Origin of the sequence: Nonomuraea sp. NPDC048916, from assembly GCF_040649575.1 — a bacterium.
GTDB lineage: Bacteria > Actinomycetota > Actinomycetes > Streptosporangiales > Streptosporangiaceae > Nonomuraea.
In genome coordinates this window covers 25,942-41,456 of record NZ_JBEZFS010000021.1, presented here as the reverse complement: position 1 = coordinate 41,456, position 15,515 = coordinate 25,942, and the positions used below count along the sequence as shown (strand labels likewise).

The window sequence follows — 15,515 nt, the reverse complement described above, 5'->3', positions numbered from 1 at the left end:
TTACCCAAGAACCGCTGAGTCGCAAACCCCCACAGATCAGACTTCTGGGTCACACGCCTCGGAGGGCGAGGATGACGATCTCGTCCCACACCTGCCCGCCGGAGAAGGCGTGCCGGTCGGCCTCGATCGCCTTGACCACCGTGGCGGGCGCCTGACCAGTGCATCTGCCCAGCACGTCGGCCAGCCGCTCCTCGCCGTAGGTCTCGCCCGTCTCGTTTCTGGAGGAGATCAAACCCTCGGAGTAGAGGACCAGGGTCTCGCCCACACCGACGGTGAGATCCTCCACCCCGGTCTCCGCCTCGGGCGAGATGCCCAGCGGCACCCCGCCGCCCGTGGCGAAGCGCACGCCCCCGTCGGGATGCAGCAGCGCCGCCGGATGGTGCCCCGCCGACGACAGACGGATCTTGCGCCCCTGTACGAACCCCGTGACCGCCATCACGAACATGCCGGTGCCCTGCTTGACCAGGGCCTCGTTGACCTTGCGCACCACGACGTCGGGGTCGGAGTCCCAGGCGCTGAGCACCCGCAGGCCGCCCCGCACCATCGCGCTGACCGACGCCGCCTCCTCACCCTTGCCCGCGGCGCCGCCCAGGGCGAATCCCCAGCCGCCCGTGACGGGGAACACGTCGTAGAACTCGGCGCCCACCGACGCGCCGGGATTGTAGATCGCGCTCGCCTCGTAGCCGGGCACGTCCGGCAGGTTGCGCGGCGCGACGCTCGCCGTCAGCGCCTCCGCCGCCCGCGACCGGCTCTGGAAGCTGCTCTGCGCGCGCACCGCCAGCCCGAGCTGGAGCCCGACCTCCTGGACGACGCCCAGGTCGGCCAGCGTGAACGGCGCCCGGTCGCCCGCCCTGATCAGCGTCAGCGCGCCGTCGGTCGCGCCGATCGGCACGCACAGCAGCGAGCCGGCCCCCATCGCGGTCAGCAGCGGCCCGTCGGCGCAGAACCCGAGAATCGTCTCGTCGTCGATCATCTCGTGCACCACGCCGGAACCACGCTCCAGCACCTGGGCCACCACCTGGCTCGCCGCCGGGTCGGCGTCCTCCACCTGCCGCACCAGGCCGCCCAGCGGGTGGTTCTTGGGCGCGACCACGATCGCGCGGCGCGGCAGCCCCTCGCGCACCATGTCCGCGATCACCCAGTCGGCCCAGTCGGCCGCCAGCAGCCGCGTCGCCCTGGCCAGCGCGATCGGCTGCCTGAGCGCGTCATCGTCGAGCAGCAGCGCGCCCATCCGGGCCAGCAGGTCCTGCCGTTTCGAGGCCGCCATCAGCAGCGCGCCGTCGGACTGCTCCGGCCGCCCGGTGTCCGGCCCGGGCAACTGCACCTCGGTCGGCAGCGCGACGGCGGCCACCATCTGCTGCGGCTCTCCCGGCATCGTCAGCCGGGTCAGCGCCAGCTGCACGGTGTGTGTCCGGCCCTGATGCGCCAGCCGCGTCTCGAACGCCGCCGGCTGCCCGGTCTGCAGCACCGACGTGAGGTGCGAGCGGAACGCCGCCCGCCTCGACACGTCGACCAGCAGCGGGAACGACCGGCCCACCAGGTAGCCGTCGGGGCTGCCCAGCACCCGCGAGGTCTCCCCGTTGATGCGCCTGATCACCCCGCCGCCGTCGAGCACGATCACCGGGACCGGGAAGGCCCTGAAGACCTGGCGCAGCAGCTTGAGCTCCCGCTGCGGACCCTCCTTCTTGCCGCCCGGCCGCCTGCCCGCCGCCTTGTGCAGCTCCTCGCCGGCCGCGGCCAGCAACTCGGCGGCGGTGTCGAGCTCGGCCAGCGCCGCGTCCAGGGTGGGCGCGAGGTCAGAGGGGTAGGCCGTCCTCGCCTCACGCAACGAGGAGACACGCGCGGCGAGCGCGTCCAGGGCGTGTTCGAGGTCGGGCATGGTCATCCTCTGACGCTACGCCACGGGGGATAATGCTAGCTACTAAGGGGTAGGGGCACTTTGTTATGGAATCGACGGCAATGATGACATCCGGCCTGGCCCGGGATCTGGCGGCCCTGGGACGCCTCAAACAGGACACATCCACAGAAAGTGTGCTCCGTGGCCTCACCACCGCGCTCGCGGCAGGCGTGCCAGGCTGCTCCGGAGGTTCGGCCGAGCACTGGCGCGACCAGCGGGTGCTCGTCTCGGGCTCGCACAGCGAGCTCATCATGCTCGTCGAGGGGGAGCACGACCTCGGTGAGGGCCCCGGCATCGACGCACGGCGGACCGGCGGCCGCGTGGTCGTGACCGACGTGCTGACCGACGGCCGATGGCCCCGCTACGCCGCCCTGGCCACCCGCTGGAGCGTACGCTCGGTGCTCGCCCTGCCGATCAAGGTGCCCCCGGCGCTGCTGGTCGTCGGCCTCTATTCGGTACGGGCCGGCGCCTTCTCCCCGATGGCCGCGCACGCGCTCGCCGAGATGCTGACCGAGCAGGTCGGCGTGGCCATGGCCAACATGTCCGACTTCGAGGACGTACGGACCGACGCCGCCCAGCTGCAGGAGGCCCTCGCCGGCCGGGCCGTGATCGACCAGGCCAAGGGCATCATCATGCAGACCAGCGGATGCACCGCCGAGGCCGCCTTCGAGGAGCTGCGCCGGATCTCGCAACATCACCAGGTCAAGGTGGCCGACCTGGCCCGGCTGCTGGTCGAGGAGCACCAGCGCAAGTCACGCCGTTAGCCACACCGGCGCGGGTCGCGCCACTAGCCAATGGCGGCCAAAGCGTCGTCCAGCGTGTCGTAGAGGGGAAGCCGCTGGGCCAGCCCGGTGATCCACATCACCTTGGACTTCGAATACTCCACCCCCACCAGGGCGAACCTGGCGCCCGACGCCAGGCTGGTCTGCCACTGGTGGACGATCAGCCCCAGGGCCCGCGAATCCATGAAGGTCACCCCGGCCAGGTCGAGGATCAGCTCCGAGCCGGCCAGGGACAGGTAGTCGGCGAACTGCTCCCGCGTCGTCGCGTCGAGCACGCCGTCCACCTTGACCACAGTGATCTCGTCCACGGTCGACGAGGTCAGGCTCAGGGCGGCGATCGAGCCCTCACTGTTCTCCGGCATTGTCACGGAGGCAACCCTACTGTCACTGCGGTGGCGAGGAATACTTCCCGCGGAAGGGGGGATACTGGGGGCGAAGTCCAGCAGAGGGCTTTCGTCGCGATTCACCGCGAGGTGTGCCTCTGCCTGGGCTTTTTCCCTTGGCCGAGGCGCTCCCGTGAAGCATTTAGAGGAGCAGCGATGGCTGTGCAGGAGTACATCCTCGAAGAGATGACCGCCGAGCAACTCCTGGCCGAGATGGTCAGGGAAGGCACCCCCGACGGCCAGAGGGAACGGCTGCGCGAGCGTATCGTCGAGATGCACCGGCCCCTCGCCATGGAGATCGCCAGGCGCTACCGCTACCGCGGTGAGCCCATGGAAGACCTCCTGCAGGCGGCGTACGTCGGCCTCATGAAGGCCGTCAACGGCTTCGATCCCACTCTCGGCCACGCGTTCAGAGGCTACGCCGTCGTCACGATGACCGGAGAGGTCAAGCGCCACTTCCGCGACCGCACCTGGGCCATCCGGGTGCCGCGCCTCTACCAGGAACGGCGCTCCGAGCTCAACAGACTCGTCGCCGACCTCAGCCAGGACCTCGGCCGTTCCCCCACCGTGGCGGAGCTCGCGGCCAAGATGAACATCACCGAGGAGGACGTCCTGCTGACCCTCGACGCCTCCGCCGCCTACAGCACGCTCTCGCTCGACGCCCCGCTCGGCACCGACGACGACGCCGCCTCACTCGGCGACGTCATCCCGGAGGACGACGACACCCTGAGCACCATGGTCGACCGCGAGGCGGTCAAGCCGCTGATCGACGCGCTGCCGTCGCGCGAGAAGCACATCCTGCTGCTGCGGTTCTTCGGCAACATGACGCAGGCGGAGATCGCGGCCGAGTTCGGCATATCGCAGATGCACGTCTCCAGAATTCTGCGTAAGGTGCTGGACCAGCTACGCACAGAACTCGTCGGTTAGGGGCGGATCTCCGGGTGGACGAGGACCTTGATCCTCAAGTCGCGGGCTCCACGAGCCCGCCACCCGGCGCGCCCGTGAAGGTGCTCCGCTTCCGGCTGCCGGACCTGCCCCAGGTCCGGCACTTCGCCGAGACCGAGGCCCGCACGGCGGGAATGCCCGAGGAGGCCATCGGCGACTTCGTCATCGCGGTCAACGAGGTGGCCACCAACGCCGTCACCCACGGCACCACGGACGGCCGGGTACGCCTCTGGGTCGACGACGGTGACGTCGTCGTCGAGGTGCACGACAAGGGCGAATGGAAGCCCGGGCCGATGCCCGGGTCCGTGGGCGGGATGGGGCTGTGGGTGGCGCGGTTGCTGGCCCTCGATCTCAACCTGCGGGTCGGGAGCAACGGGAGCACCGTCACCATGCGGTTCCCGGGTGAGGCCTGACTGGGTGCCGCGCGTCTGTTCCGTGGGTCCGTGGGTTCGTGGGTTCGTGGGTTTCGTGGGTTCCGTGGGGTGCCGCGGAGGCGGGTGGGCGTTCCGGCCGACCGCGATTGCCGGGGGTCTGGTGATTTGGCCTTCGGCCTTGTTGCGGGCGCGGGGGTAACTGGCACGGTCTTAAGTCGGCCGGAACGCCCACCCGCCTCCGCTTTTACGCTGCCCGGCCGTCCCGCATCGCCGCCGTAGTTCTTGCCGGGGTCTGTTGGTCTGGCTTCTCGCCGATGCTGAAGCGCCCGTTTCCGGCCCTGTGCGGCTGGTCGCCGTAGCTGAAGCCTTCACTTGCCGGCACAGTGCGGGCCGGGCGCCGTAGCCGTGGCCGGGGCCGGTCGTCTGCCGAGGGCTCTCGGCCTTTGGCTGTACGTGGCGCCTTATGCGTACTGGGGCCGTACGACGTGTTGATGCCCGGCACCCGTGCTGGGGGTTCGAGCACGGGTGCCGGGCATCGGCGTGGTCTACCGGCGGGCGCGACCGCGCCAGCCGCTGTAACTGCGGATGCTGGCCGTGCCTATGCCTGCCTGGTGCAGCGCCAGCAGCGTCAGGCCGAGCAGCATGAACGTCGTGCCGGAGATGCCCCCGGCGATCTGCGTGTTCAGCAGATCGAGCAGGAAACCGAGTCCGAAAATGATCGCCGCGACGATCGCGAGCATGTCACGTCACCTCTTCTCCGGGGCCGGCGAACGACAGCAGCCGCTCGAGCACGTTCCGGTAGTCGCGCAGCGCCAGACGGAGCTGCTCGGTGTCTTCCTGGTCGGCGCCCTGCCAACGGCCGCGCAGCTCGCCGGTGTGGCTGGTGAGAGCGGCCGTCAGGGACTCGACGATCTCGCCGACCAGACCGTCGGCGCGCTGGACCGCGTCTCCCGGATCGTCCACGAACGACGCCTGAACGTCACGCCAGCGGGACTGCACCTCGGCCGGGTCCTGGTCGAACAGGACCACCTCCTGGGGCGCCGCGTGGGAGGGCGCGCCGGCCACCACGGGCTCGTCGTGCGCCTGGTCCACCACCGCCTCGGTGTGCGCAGGCTGCTGGTCCACCACTGGGGTCGTCTCGACGCCGGTCGTCTCTTCGTGGACGGGGTCCGGGTCCGGCTCGGCCAGAGTGTCGCCGGTCCTGCTGTAGGGGTCGCGGTAGGGGGTGTCCTCGAACCGCTCGTCGCCCGTGTCGTTCGCCGGCGCGTGCCCGTCGTCCGTGCCGTCCGGGTCGCCGGCCCGCACGTCGTGGTCGTTCGGCTCGTTCGCCCGTAGATCGTCGTGGTCGTTCGGTTCGATCACTCGCAGGTCGTCGTTGTCGTTCGCCCGTACGTCGTTGGTGTTCGTGGGGGAATAGCCGGGGTGGTAGGGGGCGCGAGTGTGATCGGCGCCGGCCTCATCGGCTCGTTGCGACGGCACTCTCAATTCGTCGCCCATAATCGCTTCACCGTCCTCGGGTGGTCTCGGTCAGCAATTCCTCGAAGAGCGCGCGATAGTGGACCATCGCCTGGCGGAGTTCCTCCGTGGAGGCCTCCTTACGGGCCGCCCGCCCGCTGACCTCGTGCGCCTTGCGGTAATGGTCGAGTGTGGCCGCGTGGCCGACGGACAAGTCAGACAGGCGCTGCTCGAAGTCCTCCGTCGGGTAGCCCCGCTCCGCCATGACCGCCGAAACCAGCTGGTCCGCCTCGGTCACCGCGAACCCGGGAGCGTCGACGAAGCGCTCCTGCACCTCGGTCCACCGGTTCGCGTAGCTGTCGCGCGACTCCTCCGGCAGGGGGCGGATGTCGAGCTCCGAGTAGCGCTGCTCGCGGGCGAGCAACTCCTGCTCGGCCTCCCGTTTGTTGTCGTGCTCGGCCATCAGCCGTTCGTACTCGGGGCCGAAGCGGGTGCGGAGCCGGCTACGGCGCTGTTGCTGCAGCACCACATAACCGACTGCGGCGACCGCCACCACCGCGACCACGACGACGGCCACCCAGATCAAGGTGGACATGATGTTCGCCTCCGGTCTTCGTGTAGAGACCGGCGACTGCCCCTGATCGGGCTCTCAAAACGCTGTGTCAGCGGCCTTCCAGCGCTTTTCGCGCTGCCGCGAGCACTCCGGCGACATGTGATTCACCTGGTGAAGCGGGCACCTCCCGGAACCCCTCAGCATGGTCGTAATCCACGTCGAGACCCGCGTCGACGAGCCGCTGCGCCCACCGCAGAGCCGTGTTCAGCCGCTCGGAGGCGGGCGGCCTGCCCTGCGCGGCGGCCGACAGATTACGCAGATTGGTCGCCGGCCCCGACTGCATGTGCACCCTGGCCACCTTCCACGGCACCGCCCGGCTGTGGTCGAGCATCGGCTTGGCCAGCCCGGCCGCCCGCTTCGCCTGCAGCACCCCCGACTCGCTCACACCGAAGTGCGCGGCCAACTCCTGCACGCTCAGCCCCTCGGCGACGAGCCTGGTCAGCTCCTCGCGATCGATCGTCGGCCTCCGGCCCACCGGCCCTCCTCACTCCCGCCCGCTGAGTACGCGTGCGCCTCCGATGTGCGCTAAGGTTATGACGTCTCGCCCGCCAGGGCGGTGAGCACGACCGGGACGTAGCGCAGCTTGGTAGCGCACTTGACTGGGGGTCAAGGGGTCGCAGGTTCAAATCCTGTCGTCCCGACTGCATTTTCGCAGGTCGGAGCCACAGTATCCGAGATCGGATGCTGTGGCTTTTTTCTTGTGTCACCCAGGCGTCATCAAGACTCGTCCTCCCGCTGGGTGCCGTCGGGTGACACATGTCTGTCCAGCGTGTCACCGCATCCGCTGGTTCATGGACCGGGGTTGGACATCGTGTTCAAACGGAGTCGAAAATCTACGGCGTAAAGGCCGCCGATCGGAGCCTCTTCCTCCCGCTCTCCTGCCTCACCGAAACTGTCAGTGGCCTGCCGTGGAGTGCGCCGATGCAAGGTCCTGCTGCCGGCCGGGGCCATCAAAGGAGCGTTCCCAAGGCGTGGGAATGGCGACAGTCGGCACCCCATCGGCGACGCGTGGCCCGAACGGAAGTGAGGATGACATGCCACAGCATCGTTCACACCGAAGAGGTCACTGGTTCGATCCCAGTATCGCCCACCAGGTTGTAGCAGGTCAGAGGCCGGTCCTCCATTGGAGTAACCGGCCTTCGTGCTGTCTGGACCGTCGTTGGATCGTGGCCTCGGCCGTCACTTGTCCGCTCGAACCGCCACGCGACGGCAGGCCCCGGCACTTTCGGCGCGGTCCAGGCGGTCTGTGATGTTCAACTGCCACCTTCGTTGGCGCTCGCTCGCCGCGTGGGACTCGCAGGGGAAGGATGCGGGCCCCGTTCTGATCTACAAGGTAAAGAACCGGCAAGTGGCCTTGAACCCACGACCCACGGATTATGAGTCTGTGGATCAGCGTGCCGGGTGATGTCGGGCCCCACCGCGCTCTGGCATTTCTGCAGGTAGGTGCATCGTGGGTGGGTCGGACAGTGTCGGAAATGCCGCCCTGAAGCGGGAGTGTCCGAGACTGCCGGTCCCCCTACGGTCCCCCAAAGGGGAGGCTCCTATGGCCGTGGCGCACCCGTAGAAGGTTGTCCAGACCCCGCACGCGCGGGGCCGACGTGGGAGGTACCCGGCTCTTGTGCTGTCTGGGGGAACCACCCCCGCACGCGCGGGCCGACACGGACGGTACCGAAGACCTGCGCGTCCTCGAAGGACCACCCCCGCACGCGCAGGGCCGACGGCGCGGCTCGTGCTGCTGTCCAGTAGCGGGAGGGACCACCCCCGCACGCGCGGGGATCTTCCCTGCGGGTTGTCCCTCGCGGACATCGTCGGCATGTCGGCCCCGCGCGCGCGGGATCTTCCGGCGTGGTACGGCGTCTTCTACTCCTGCTGCGAGTCGGCCCCGCGCGCGGGATCTTCCGTCCCACCGCATGTAGCCCGGCGAGCTCGGATGGTCGGCCCCGCACGCGCGGGGATCTTTCCCAGCACACCCACAATCGCGATGATCAGACGCTGTCGGCCCGCACGCACGGGGGGCGAACCGTCGAACAGCCACTGAACAGATGGAGCGCGTATGACCACGGCCGCGACTTGGGTAGGTGGGTGCTCTCGTGGGCCAGGACGAACCTGAATACCGCAGTCCGTGGGGCACAGGCTGCTGCTACGCCGGACATCTCGCGCTCGCCGCCGGCAGCCAATGGCTGGTGGACATTCAGGGCGACTGGATGTCCATCGATGGCACGCCCGTCACGGCCACTGACCACGAGTCTGTGCCGTTCTCGCTGTGGCAGTACATGCTCGCCACCGTCGACGACCCCCAGCGGCGCGTCTTCCAGGTGCGCGGCAAGCCCGTTATCCACGTCGCACACCGGGCGGCCCACTTGATCGGGCTCAACCCCGACGGCGAGCACGACTCCGACGACGACGGCCTCTTCGCACCCGGAAACACCCGCGAGGACCTGGAGCGGCTCATCACCGAGCAGGTCGGCCCCCGCCCATAGCTCTCTCTCCCTTCTTTCTCTCCCCTCATGGGGCCGGCCGCGCCGCGGCCGGCCCCATGATTTTTGTCCGCATCACGATGGAAAGGCTCACCATGCCGAGACAGGACATGACGGCCGAGGAGCTGGCCGCCTGGCAGGGCCGCAAGGACAACGGCCGTGCCCGCGCCAAGGAGCGCGAAGTTCACGCGGCCGCGGCGTTGCGCGACACCCCGGAGCTGATCGATGCCTTCCGGACGTTCTGCGCCCGCATGAACCCCTACTCCCTGCGCAACTGCCTGCGCATCTTCGGGCAGGACCCGAAGGCCACGCACGTGCAGCCGCGCTTCTTCTGGAGCGGCCACGGCCGCGCCATCGCCGACGAGGCGGCCGCCATCTGGATCATGGCTTCGAAGGTCGAACGGACCAAGACCAAGGAGGTGGAGAACCCGACGACCGGCAATGCCGAGACGGTTGAGGAGTCCTACAAGTTCTGGCCCGTCGAGGACGTGTTCCCCGCCTCCGCCACCGTGCCGAAGAACGGGCCGTGCACCTTCTGCGCCACCGCGGAAGGTCAGCGCTGCCCGGACACATGCCCGGTGATGATGCCGCAAGCCGGCCGGATCCCGTCGCGGCAGGACGTGGCCGACGCGCTCGACCGCGTGCTCCGGCAGATCGGCGGATTCGACACCAGCCTGCTCGACAACCTCGGCGACGACCCCGTTGCCCGAGCACAGCGACGGCATCGCCTGGACCACCGTCACCCTCACCAAGGGCGCCGCCCCGGGCCGCAAGCCGAAGACACGCCGCTACCGCTTCCACCACACCGTGGACATGGACCGGCCCGGCGCCCGCTACGCCATCGCCGGCCTGGGCGTCATCTGGATCGGCCCCTACGAGCTGGCCCGCGAGGACGAGCCCGCCCTGCAAGTCCAGTACGGCGAAAACGTGACCCGCGAGTGGGAGATGACCCACTCCTACTCCTGGGACAGCTCCCGCACGGTGGCCGGTCCGCACGCGCCGGCCCTGAACGGGATCGCGTTCGCCTCGACCAGCATCATCTACCCCTCCACGCACTGGGAGCACTTCTCGCCATGGCGTGAAGGCCGGTCCCAGGTCCCGGAGACGACCGCTCAGCAGATGGGCCAGATCGTGCGACAACTCCTCGACCACTACAGGTCGCTGCCAGAGGCCGCCGAACTGGACAAACAAGGCGCTCGGCGCCGAGCCCATCGTCGCGCTCGCGAGGCCGAGCATGACGCGACGTCCCTGGCCAAGCAAGAAGCGCAGCTGGCACGCCAGCGGGCCGAGGCCGAGCAGCGCGCGGCCGAACAACGGGCGCTGGCCGAGCAATAGCAACGCGAGCTCGATCTCCCAGCGAGCTCGCCCGACATCGCTGATCGTGCGGCCCCCGCCCCGCCCAGCCCGGGCGGGGACCGTCCCCCATCGGACGAAGGATCCACGCACATGGACTTCAAGGTCACGCAGTGAACGCGCCGATTCCCATCCAGCTCGCCAAGGCGGCGCTCCACGCGGGGATGGTCGTCCCGGTGATCACCCTGCGGCATCTCGATGGGGCACCGGAATTCGGCATGGTCGACCACGACAAGCTCACCGCCTGCCTCATCGGCAGGCTTTGCCAGCTGTGCGGGGCACGCCTGCAGGACGTCGAGCCGATCGACCGCACGGCCGCCAAAGCGTTCGTCCGACAGCATCACTACAGCTCATCGTGGCCCGCCGCCATCCACCAGCACGGCATGTTCGACCACCTCGACCCCGCCTGGCCCCGGCTGGTCGGCGTGGCGGTTGGTCTTGTCCATGCCGACCAGTAACGCCAGCCTCACCAAACGTCTTTCCCGCCCTGGAGGTCAAGGCGCAGAGCCTGTTTTTGGGCCCTCCACTCGGGTTGGTGTCACCAAGGGAAGAGTAGCTCTCTGTAACCGAGATCTCTCGGACGGCCCCTCTCGGGGTCGTTGGCGTGGGCCAGGCGGCGAAGGCCAATGTCGGATCCGGGCCGAACTCCCCCAGACGCGGCCGTCCAGGGGAGCTCGGTGGGGCCGGGTGCCCGGTCAGCCCAGTTGCTGGGCGTTCAGGCCGGTGAGGCGTTCGTAGGCGGGGCTTTGGTCGGGGTATACGACCTGGATGTCGATGGGGAGGGCTGTCCCGGGATCGACGCTGTGTCCGCCGCCGTCGGGGGAGCCGAGCAGGACGGCACCGTCGGTGCCGTTGCGGTGGATCTCGCCCCAGAAGGTGTCGATGAAGCTCTTGGACAGTGAGGTTCCCTCCGGCAGGTCACCGAAGCCCACAGCCCATTTCATGACGCGGCTGTCCTCGGCGTGCATCGTGAGCCGGTAGGAGTAGAGGTGCCCCGAGCCTTCCGCCCAGTGGCCCCGCAGTTCCTGGTCGACGCGCAGGTTCCCGACGAAGCGGGCTGCCAGTGCGGACTGGGCCTGGTCGTTCCAGGAGCCGTTCGGACTCCCGGCCATGGGGATGTCCGACAGCCTCGCGATCGAGGCCCCACGCTCTACCGGTAGTGAGTGTCCCTGCTGGTTGGCGGCCGAGAAGAGCGCGTTGTCCTCGACCGTGTTGTTGACGACGGCGCTCACCCCGTCGCCGCTGTGGTCGAAGCCGTACTCGGAGAAGTCGTTGACGTGCGCGCCCGTCGGAATGGCCAGGATCTTGTCGCCACGTCCCGGGGTCTGACCCGCGTTGAAGTTATTGGCTCGGTAGAGACAGAAGTTCCCCTCAGGGCACGCCTCGACCCCCTGGCCGTAGATCAGCTTCGGTTCCGTGTTGTCGCTCATTGCGCTCCTTTAGCGTTAACGGCTGACGCGGCTGTCCCCGGGAAGGGGTTGAACCGCGCCAGGACAGGCGGCGTAAGCGGCCCGCCAGCCGTGGTGTTCTGTAGAGATCGTCTACGTGGTGAGATACTCCTACCAGCGGAAACGCGGCATCGAACCGCAACCAGATCGGCTTTTTGGCTGCCATAGATCGTTCCGCGAGTGCGTGTCACAACCCTGCCCATCGCGATCGCAGAAACTGCTCTGATCGCGATGGGCAGGGGTTCACCGACCGGGGCTTAGCCGTCGATCCGGTTGATGGTGTACATCTGCGGGGTGGCGCCGAGCCGGGCGCGCAGTTGATTGCCGCTGCCCACGTCCGAGGCGGGCTTGTGGTCGCTGATCACTACCGGCCGTTCTCCTTGCCACCATTCGTAGTGGTCGCCGCTGCCCAGGAACTTCCACCGCTGGCTGGAGGAGCCTACGGCGCAGACGTAGCCGTCGCTGGAGTCCAGCCAGTAGTCGACGTAGGGGTCGTCGGCGATCTGCAGTCGGCAGCTCCAGCCGTCGTCCTCTTCCTTGCCGTCCACCGCGCGGAAGCGCGCGTTGTTGTTGGCATTGACGGTGCCCCAACACAGCCATTTGGTGTCCACCAGGTGCGAGGGGTGGCCGACGGCCTCGTGCGTGCGGTACTCGAAGATCAGCCGGCTCTGGGCGTGCAGCTCCGTGCCCCTGAAGATGGAGAACCGTCCGTTTGGGAGTCCCATAGATCCCTCCGTGATTACTTAACGTATTGGTGCATGCTCAGAAAGTAGCTACCCAGGCCCGGGGCAGGCCGCACCAAACAGTGGGGCAAAGTAGAGCGTTTCCACAGGTGACTGGCGGTGACGGTTGCCCGCGCCGCTCCTAGGTTTCGGTCCGGACAGTCAGGAATGAGTCGGGCGCCGAACATCGTGATAACGACGGCGGCCGTGTTTCCGCAGGTCGCGATGCCCGGTAAGAGCCTTTATGCCAAGCGGTCCGGGAGCTCCTGGTCACTTACAGCTACTTTGCCCCTGATGGCACGGACCCGAGTACCGGGCCTTTTGGGACGCTTCGTATTGCTGGACGACGTCCGGTCCAACGGAGAAAGCTGGGCCCTTGCGGAGGTCTTCCGGCTGGCTGCGCAGGCGGGCTTGCGGGGCGTCCTGGCCTACTCCGATCCCGTGGCCCGGATCGCCGCCGACGGCCGAGTGATCTTGCCGGGTCACGACGGCATCGCCTACCGCCCCGCAGGCGCCCGATACCTCGGCCGCACCAAACCGCGACCGCTGAGGCTGCTGCCTGACGGCACCGCACTGCCCGAGCGCAGCCTACAGAAGGTCCGCGCCGGCGAACCTTCCAGCGACCACACCATACGGCGGCTCCTGGAGGCCAAGGCCACCCTGCGTCGCCCCGGTCAGTCTCGCCACGACTGGGTGACATAAGTCCTCGACGAGGCAGGCGCCATCGAGATCAGGCACGGCGGCAACCACAAGTTCGCGTGGACGATAGGGCCGCGCCACCAGCGATCCCGCGTCACGATCGGCACGCCGATCATCCCTTTCCTCGCCGAGACCGGCACGCGCCCTTCTCTGCCTCACGCTCCCGGCAGTAACGGGCACACCGGCTCCGCGCCGCGCCGCCTGACGGCATCCAGCGCACGTGCCCGGTCACCAGCCCGCCCCTCCCTCTCACAGGGCGACTGATGTCGTCCGCCTCCCACCCTGTGGCTGACACGGCAGCCAGCCAGGCACTTGAGTGAGGCGCTCGGGCCCGTGCGGTGTCCCCCCTTTCCGGCTTCGCAGCCTGCGTCACGGCGGCGCGCCCCTGCAACCGTCCTCTCGCCCCGCTCCGCGGTCCTGGTGGGCGAGTTCGGCCTGTTCCAAGATCTTTTGCTGGCGCAAACGTCTTGGAACAGGCCGAAACGGACGGTTGCGGGGCGCTTCTCCGTGCCGCTGACGGCTCGTTGCCGGACGGGGGAAGCCCGCCGCAAACGGCCCGGGCCCTCACCACCAAGCCCTCTTCCGGCAGTCCATCCACCAGCACAGGAAAGGAAAGTTCCCCATGCTGCCTGAGGTGAAGGCGTTCTTCGACGCCATCGACAGCCGGAACCACCGCATCGAAACCGACCGCGTGTACAGAGCACATCCGGTTCCGGCATGGGACCACACCATGTCTCCCGACCAAGTCGCTTCCTACTTCGAGGCGGAGGACAAGCAGAATGCTGTCTTGCGCGAGCTGGCGCGGGCGCACAAGAGGAAGCAGGCCGAGGCGTACCAGAAGCTGATCGCGTCCGAGGACCCGCTGGTGCGCTTCCTCGTCACCGACCCGGCAGTGCAGCGTTACCCCCAGCACGCGGAAGCCGCGCTGAAGGCCCTGCCGATGAGCCGGGAGGAGATGGAGGAGTTCGGCGCCAGCCAGCACTGGTGCGACGAGTACGAGCGCCTGCTCAAGCGCGCGGACGAGGCCGGCGTCCTGCCCGAGCCGATCCCGGACCTGGCGGACATCGAGCCGCTGGTGCACGAGGTCGTGGGCTCGTCCGGCATGAATGAGCGCCGCCTGCGGATCCTCGTCAAGAAGCACCTCCCGGGCATCCTCGCCAGCGCAAAAGCCAAGAACGCGCGGCAAGCCCAGGAGGGCCAGCCGACGACCGCGTAAGTGAGGCCAAAGGCGGGGTGGCGGACGTATGACTGTCCGCCGCCCCGTCCCTTGGGTAGCGCCAAGCACGGTGCCGAGCCGGGGCCGGCGCTCACCCGAATGAGTGCCGATCTGACGTTCCCTGTCCTGGCTTCCAGTGTTCTGGCCCTGCCTCTGTTGTGCCCGATGCACGCCGAACGGTTACCTCGGCACCTTCGGGCCCGTCATGATCATGACGGAGTTCGCGCAAGGAAGGTAACAACATGGCCGGATCAGGTCCGCACGAAGCACTGGTGGGAGCCTTCGAACAGCAGCGCGAGCGCCTGGTGGCGGTCGCCTACCGGATGCTCGGGTCGCGGGTGGACGCCGAGGACGCGGTGCAGGAGGCGTGGATCCGGCTGGCGCGGCAGGACGCGGCCGCGATCGACAACCTGGCCGGCTGGCTGACCACGGTGGTCGGCCGGGTCTGCATCGACGTGCTGCGCTCGCGCACAACCCGGGCCGAGCTGTCGTACGAAGACCGGCTGCCCGAGCTGGTGGTGACCGTGGACGGCGGGGCGGCACCCGAGGAGGACGCGATGCTCGCCGAATCGGTCGGGCTGGCACTGCTGGTGGTGCTCGACACCCTCACGCCCACCGAACGGCTGGCGTTCGTATTGCATGACATGTTCGCGGTGCCCTTCGCCGAGATCGGCGAGATCATCGGCCGGTCCACCGACGCGACCAAGATGCTCGCCAGCCGGGCCCGCCGGAAGGTGCAGGGCACACCGCGGCCAGAGCAGGAGCCGCGGCGGCAGCGCGCAGTGGTCGACGCATTTCTTGCCGCGGCGCGGAACGGGGACTTCGAAGGGCTCGTACGGCTGCTCGATCCGAAGGTGACCTGGCGCACGTACCACCCGCAGGGCGTGATGACCACGGTCGGGGCGGCCGAGGTGGCCGGTCCGATCCTGCGCGGCATCCGGTCGATGACCTCGGTGCTCCCAGTCCTGGTCAACGGCGAGCCCGGGTTCGTGGCCTGGGGTGCGAAAGGCAAGGTGCTCGGCGTGGTGGGGTGCACCGTGGCCGACGGCCGGATCGTCGAGCTCCTTACCGTGAGCGACCGCAAGCTCCTCGACACCATGGGTCTGCCCACGCGACCCGAGTAGCGCACGTCTGTCGCATGGGGTTGTTAC

Annotated in this window: 18 protein-coding genes and 1 tRNA gene; 10 read left to right on the top strand and 9 right to left on the bottom strand. The window is 68.5% G+C overall.

Annotated features, from left to right (window positions below):
* Positions 1 to 49: 49 nt before the first annotated feature.
* Positions 50 to 1,885, bottom strand: a complete 1,836-nt coding sequence (locus AB0C16_RS23060; protein WP_357685947.1) for a SpoIIE family protein phosphatase — start codon at positions 1,883 to 1,885, stop codon at positions 50 to 52.
* 146 nt (positions 1,886 to 2,031) lie between these two features.
* On the opposite strand from AB0C16_RS23060, the gene AB0C16_RS23055 reads away from it, so the two are divergent.
* Positions 2,032 to 2,661, top strand: coding sequence for a GAF and ANTAR domain-containing protein (locus AB0C16_RS23055; protein WP_357685946.1), 630 nt, complete (start codon positions 2,032 to 2,034; stop codon positions 2,659 to 2,661).
* 23 nt (positions 2,662 to 2,684) lie between these two features.
* Here AB0C16_RS23055 and AB0C16_RS23050 read toward each other — a convergent pair whose 3' ends face one another.
* Positions 2,685 to 3,041: an STAS domain-containing protein gene (locus AB0C16_RS23050; RefSeq protein ID WP_357686040.1), complete on the bottom strand. Its 357-nt coding sequence runs from the start codon at positions 3,039 to 3,041 to the stop codon at positions 2,685 to 2,687.
* A gap of 177 nt (positions 3,042 to 3,218) precedes the next feature.
* Between AB0C16_RS23050 and AB0C16_RS23045 the strand changes: the two genes are divergently transcribed.
* Together AB0C16_RS23045 and AB0C16_RS23040 are read left to right on the top strand one after the other, a co-directional pair.
* Complete coding sequence (locus AB0C16_RS23045) at positions 3,219 to 3,989, top strand: SigB/SigF/SigG family RNA polymerase sigma factor (RefSeq protein WP_357685945.1); 771 nt, start codon at positions 3,219 to 3,221, stop codon at positions 3,987 to 3,989.
* A 14-nt stretch (positions 3,990 to 4,003) separates the two neighbouring features.
* Positions 4,004 to 4,420 carry an ATP-binding protein gene (locus AB0C16_RS23040; protein ID WP_357685944.1) on the top strand — a complete coding sequence of 139 codons (417 nt, stop codon included), beginning with the start codon at positions 4,004 to 4,006 and terminating at the stop codon, positions 4,418 to 4,420.
* Positions 4,421 to 4,926: 506 nt separating this feature from the next.
* On the opposite strand, the gene AB0C16_RS23035 is transcribed toward AB0C16_RS23040, so the two are convergent.
* From AB0C16_RS23035 to AB0C16_RS23020, 4 genes are all read right to left on the bottom strand, one after another.
* Positions 4,927 to 5,121, bottom strand: coding sequence for a hypothetical protein (locus AB0C16_RS23035; RefSeq protein ID WP_357685943.1), 195 nt, complete (start codon positions 5,119 to 5,121; stop codon positions 4,927 to 4,929).
* A gap of 1 nt (position 5,122) precedes the next feature.
* On the bottom strand, positions 5,123 to 5,878 hold the full coding sequence (locus tag AB0C16_RS23030) for a hypothetical protein (protein WP_357685942.1): 756 nt from the start codon (positions 5,876 to 5,878) through the stop codon (positions 5,123 to 5,125).
* Positions 5,879 to 5,885: 7 nt separating this feature from the next.
* Complete coding sequence (locus AB0C16_RS23025) at positions 5,886 to 6,431, bottom strand: hypothetical protein (protein WP_357685941.1); 546 nt, start codon at positions 6,429 to 6,431, stop codon at positions 5,886 to 5,888.
* A 67-nt stretch (positions 6,432 to 6,498) separates the two neighbouring features.
* Positions 6,499 to 6,924 carry a hypothetical protein gene (locus tag AB0C16_RS23020; protein WP_357685940.1) on the bottom strand — a complete coding sequence of 142 codons (426 nt, stop codon included), beginning with the start codon at positions 6,922 to 6,924 and terminating at the stop codon, positions 6,499 to 6,501.
* A 92-nt stretch (positions 6,925 to 7,016) separates the two neighbouring features.
* Here AB0C16_RS23020 and AB0C16_RS23015 point away from each other — a divergent pair.
* Positions 7,017 to 7,090, top strand: a tRNA-Pro gene (locus AB0C16_RS23015).
* A gap of 1,449 nt (positions 7,091 to 8,539) precedes the next feature.
* On the top strand, positions 8,540 to 8,929 hold the full coding sequence (locus AB0C16_RS23010; protein WP_357685939.1) for a hypothetical protein: 390 nt from the start codon (positions 8,540 to 8,542) through the stop codon (positions 8,927 to 8,929).
* A 256-nt stretch (positions 8,930 to 9,185) separates the two neighbouring features.
* On the opposite strand, the gene AB0C16_RS23005 is transcribed toward AB0C16_RS23010, so the two are convergent.
* The gene (locus tag AB0C16_RS23005) at positions 9,186 to 9,311 is read right to left on the bottom strand and encodes a hypothetical protein (protein WP_357685938.1); all 126 of its coding nucleotides are present in this window, start codon (positions 9,309 to 9,311) and stop codon (positions 9,186 to 9,188) included.
* Between the two features lie 317 nt (positions 9,312 to 9,628).
* On the opposite strand from AB0C16_RS23005, the gene AB0C16_RS23000 reads away from it, so the two are divergent.
* Both AB0C16_RS23000 and AB0C16_RS22995 read left to right on the top strand, forming a co-directional pair.
* Positions 9,629 to 10,261 (top strand): hypothetical protein, encoded by a 633-nt coding sequence (locus AB0C16_RS23000; RefSeq protein ID WP_357685937.1) that lies wholly within the window; start codon positions 9,629 to 9,631, stop codon positions 10,259 to 10,261.
* Positions 10,262 to 10,392: 131 nt separating this feature from the next.
* Positions 10,393 to 10,737, top strand: coding sequence for a hypothetical protein (locus AB0C16_RS22995; protein ID WP_357685936.1), 345 nt, complete (start codon positions 10,393 to 10,395; stop codon positions 10,735 to 10,737).
* Between the two features lie 237 nt (positions 10,738 to 10,974).
* Here AB0C16_RS22995 and AB0C16_RS22990 read toward each other — a convergent pair whose 3' ends face one another.
* Positions 10,975 to 11,709, bottom strand: a complete 735-nt coding sequence (locus tag AB0C16_RS22990; protein ID WP_357685935.1) for a hypothetical protein — start codon at positions 11,707 to 11,709, stop codon at positions 10,975 to 10,977.
* 275 nt (positions 11,710 to 11,984) lie between these two features.
* Positions 11,985 to 12,452 carry a hypothetical protein gene (locus tag AB0C16_RS22985; protein WP_357685934.1) on the bottom strand — a complete coding sequence of 156 codons (468 nt, stop codon included), beginning with the start codon at positions 12,450 to 12,452 and terminating at the stop codon, positions 11,985 to 11,987.
* A 333-nt stretch (positions 12,453 to 12,785) separates the two neighbouring features.
* On the opposite strand from AB0C16_RS22985, the gene AB0C16_RS22980 reads away from it, so the two are divergent.
* From AB0C16_RS22980 to AB0C16_RS22970, 3 genes are all read left to right on the top strand, one after another.
* A complete protein-coding gene (locus AB0C16_RS22980) occupies positions 12,786 to 13,151 on the top strand; it encodes a hypothetical protein (RefSeq protein WP_357685933.1) in 366 nt (121 codons plus the stop codon).
* A gap of 619 nt (positions 13,152 to 13,770) precedes the next feature.
* Complete coding sequence (locus AB0C16_RS22975; RefSeq protein WP_357685932.1) at positions 13,771 to 14,364, top strand: hypothetical protein; 594 nt, start codon at positions 13,771 to 13,773, stop codon at positions 14,362 to 14,364.
* Between the two features lie 242 nt (positions 14,365 to 14,606).
* Complete coding sequence (locus AB0C16_RS22970) at positions 14,607 to 15,488, top strand: sigma-70 family RNA polymerase sigma factor (protein ID WP_357685931.1); 882 nt, start codon at positions 14,607 to 14,609, stop codon at positions 15,486 to 15,488.
* Positions 15,489 to 15,515: the final 27 nt, after the last annotated feature.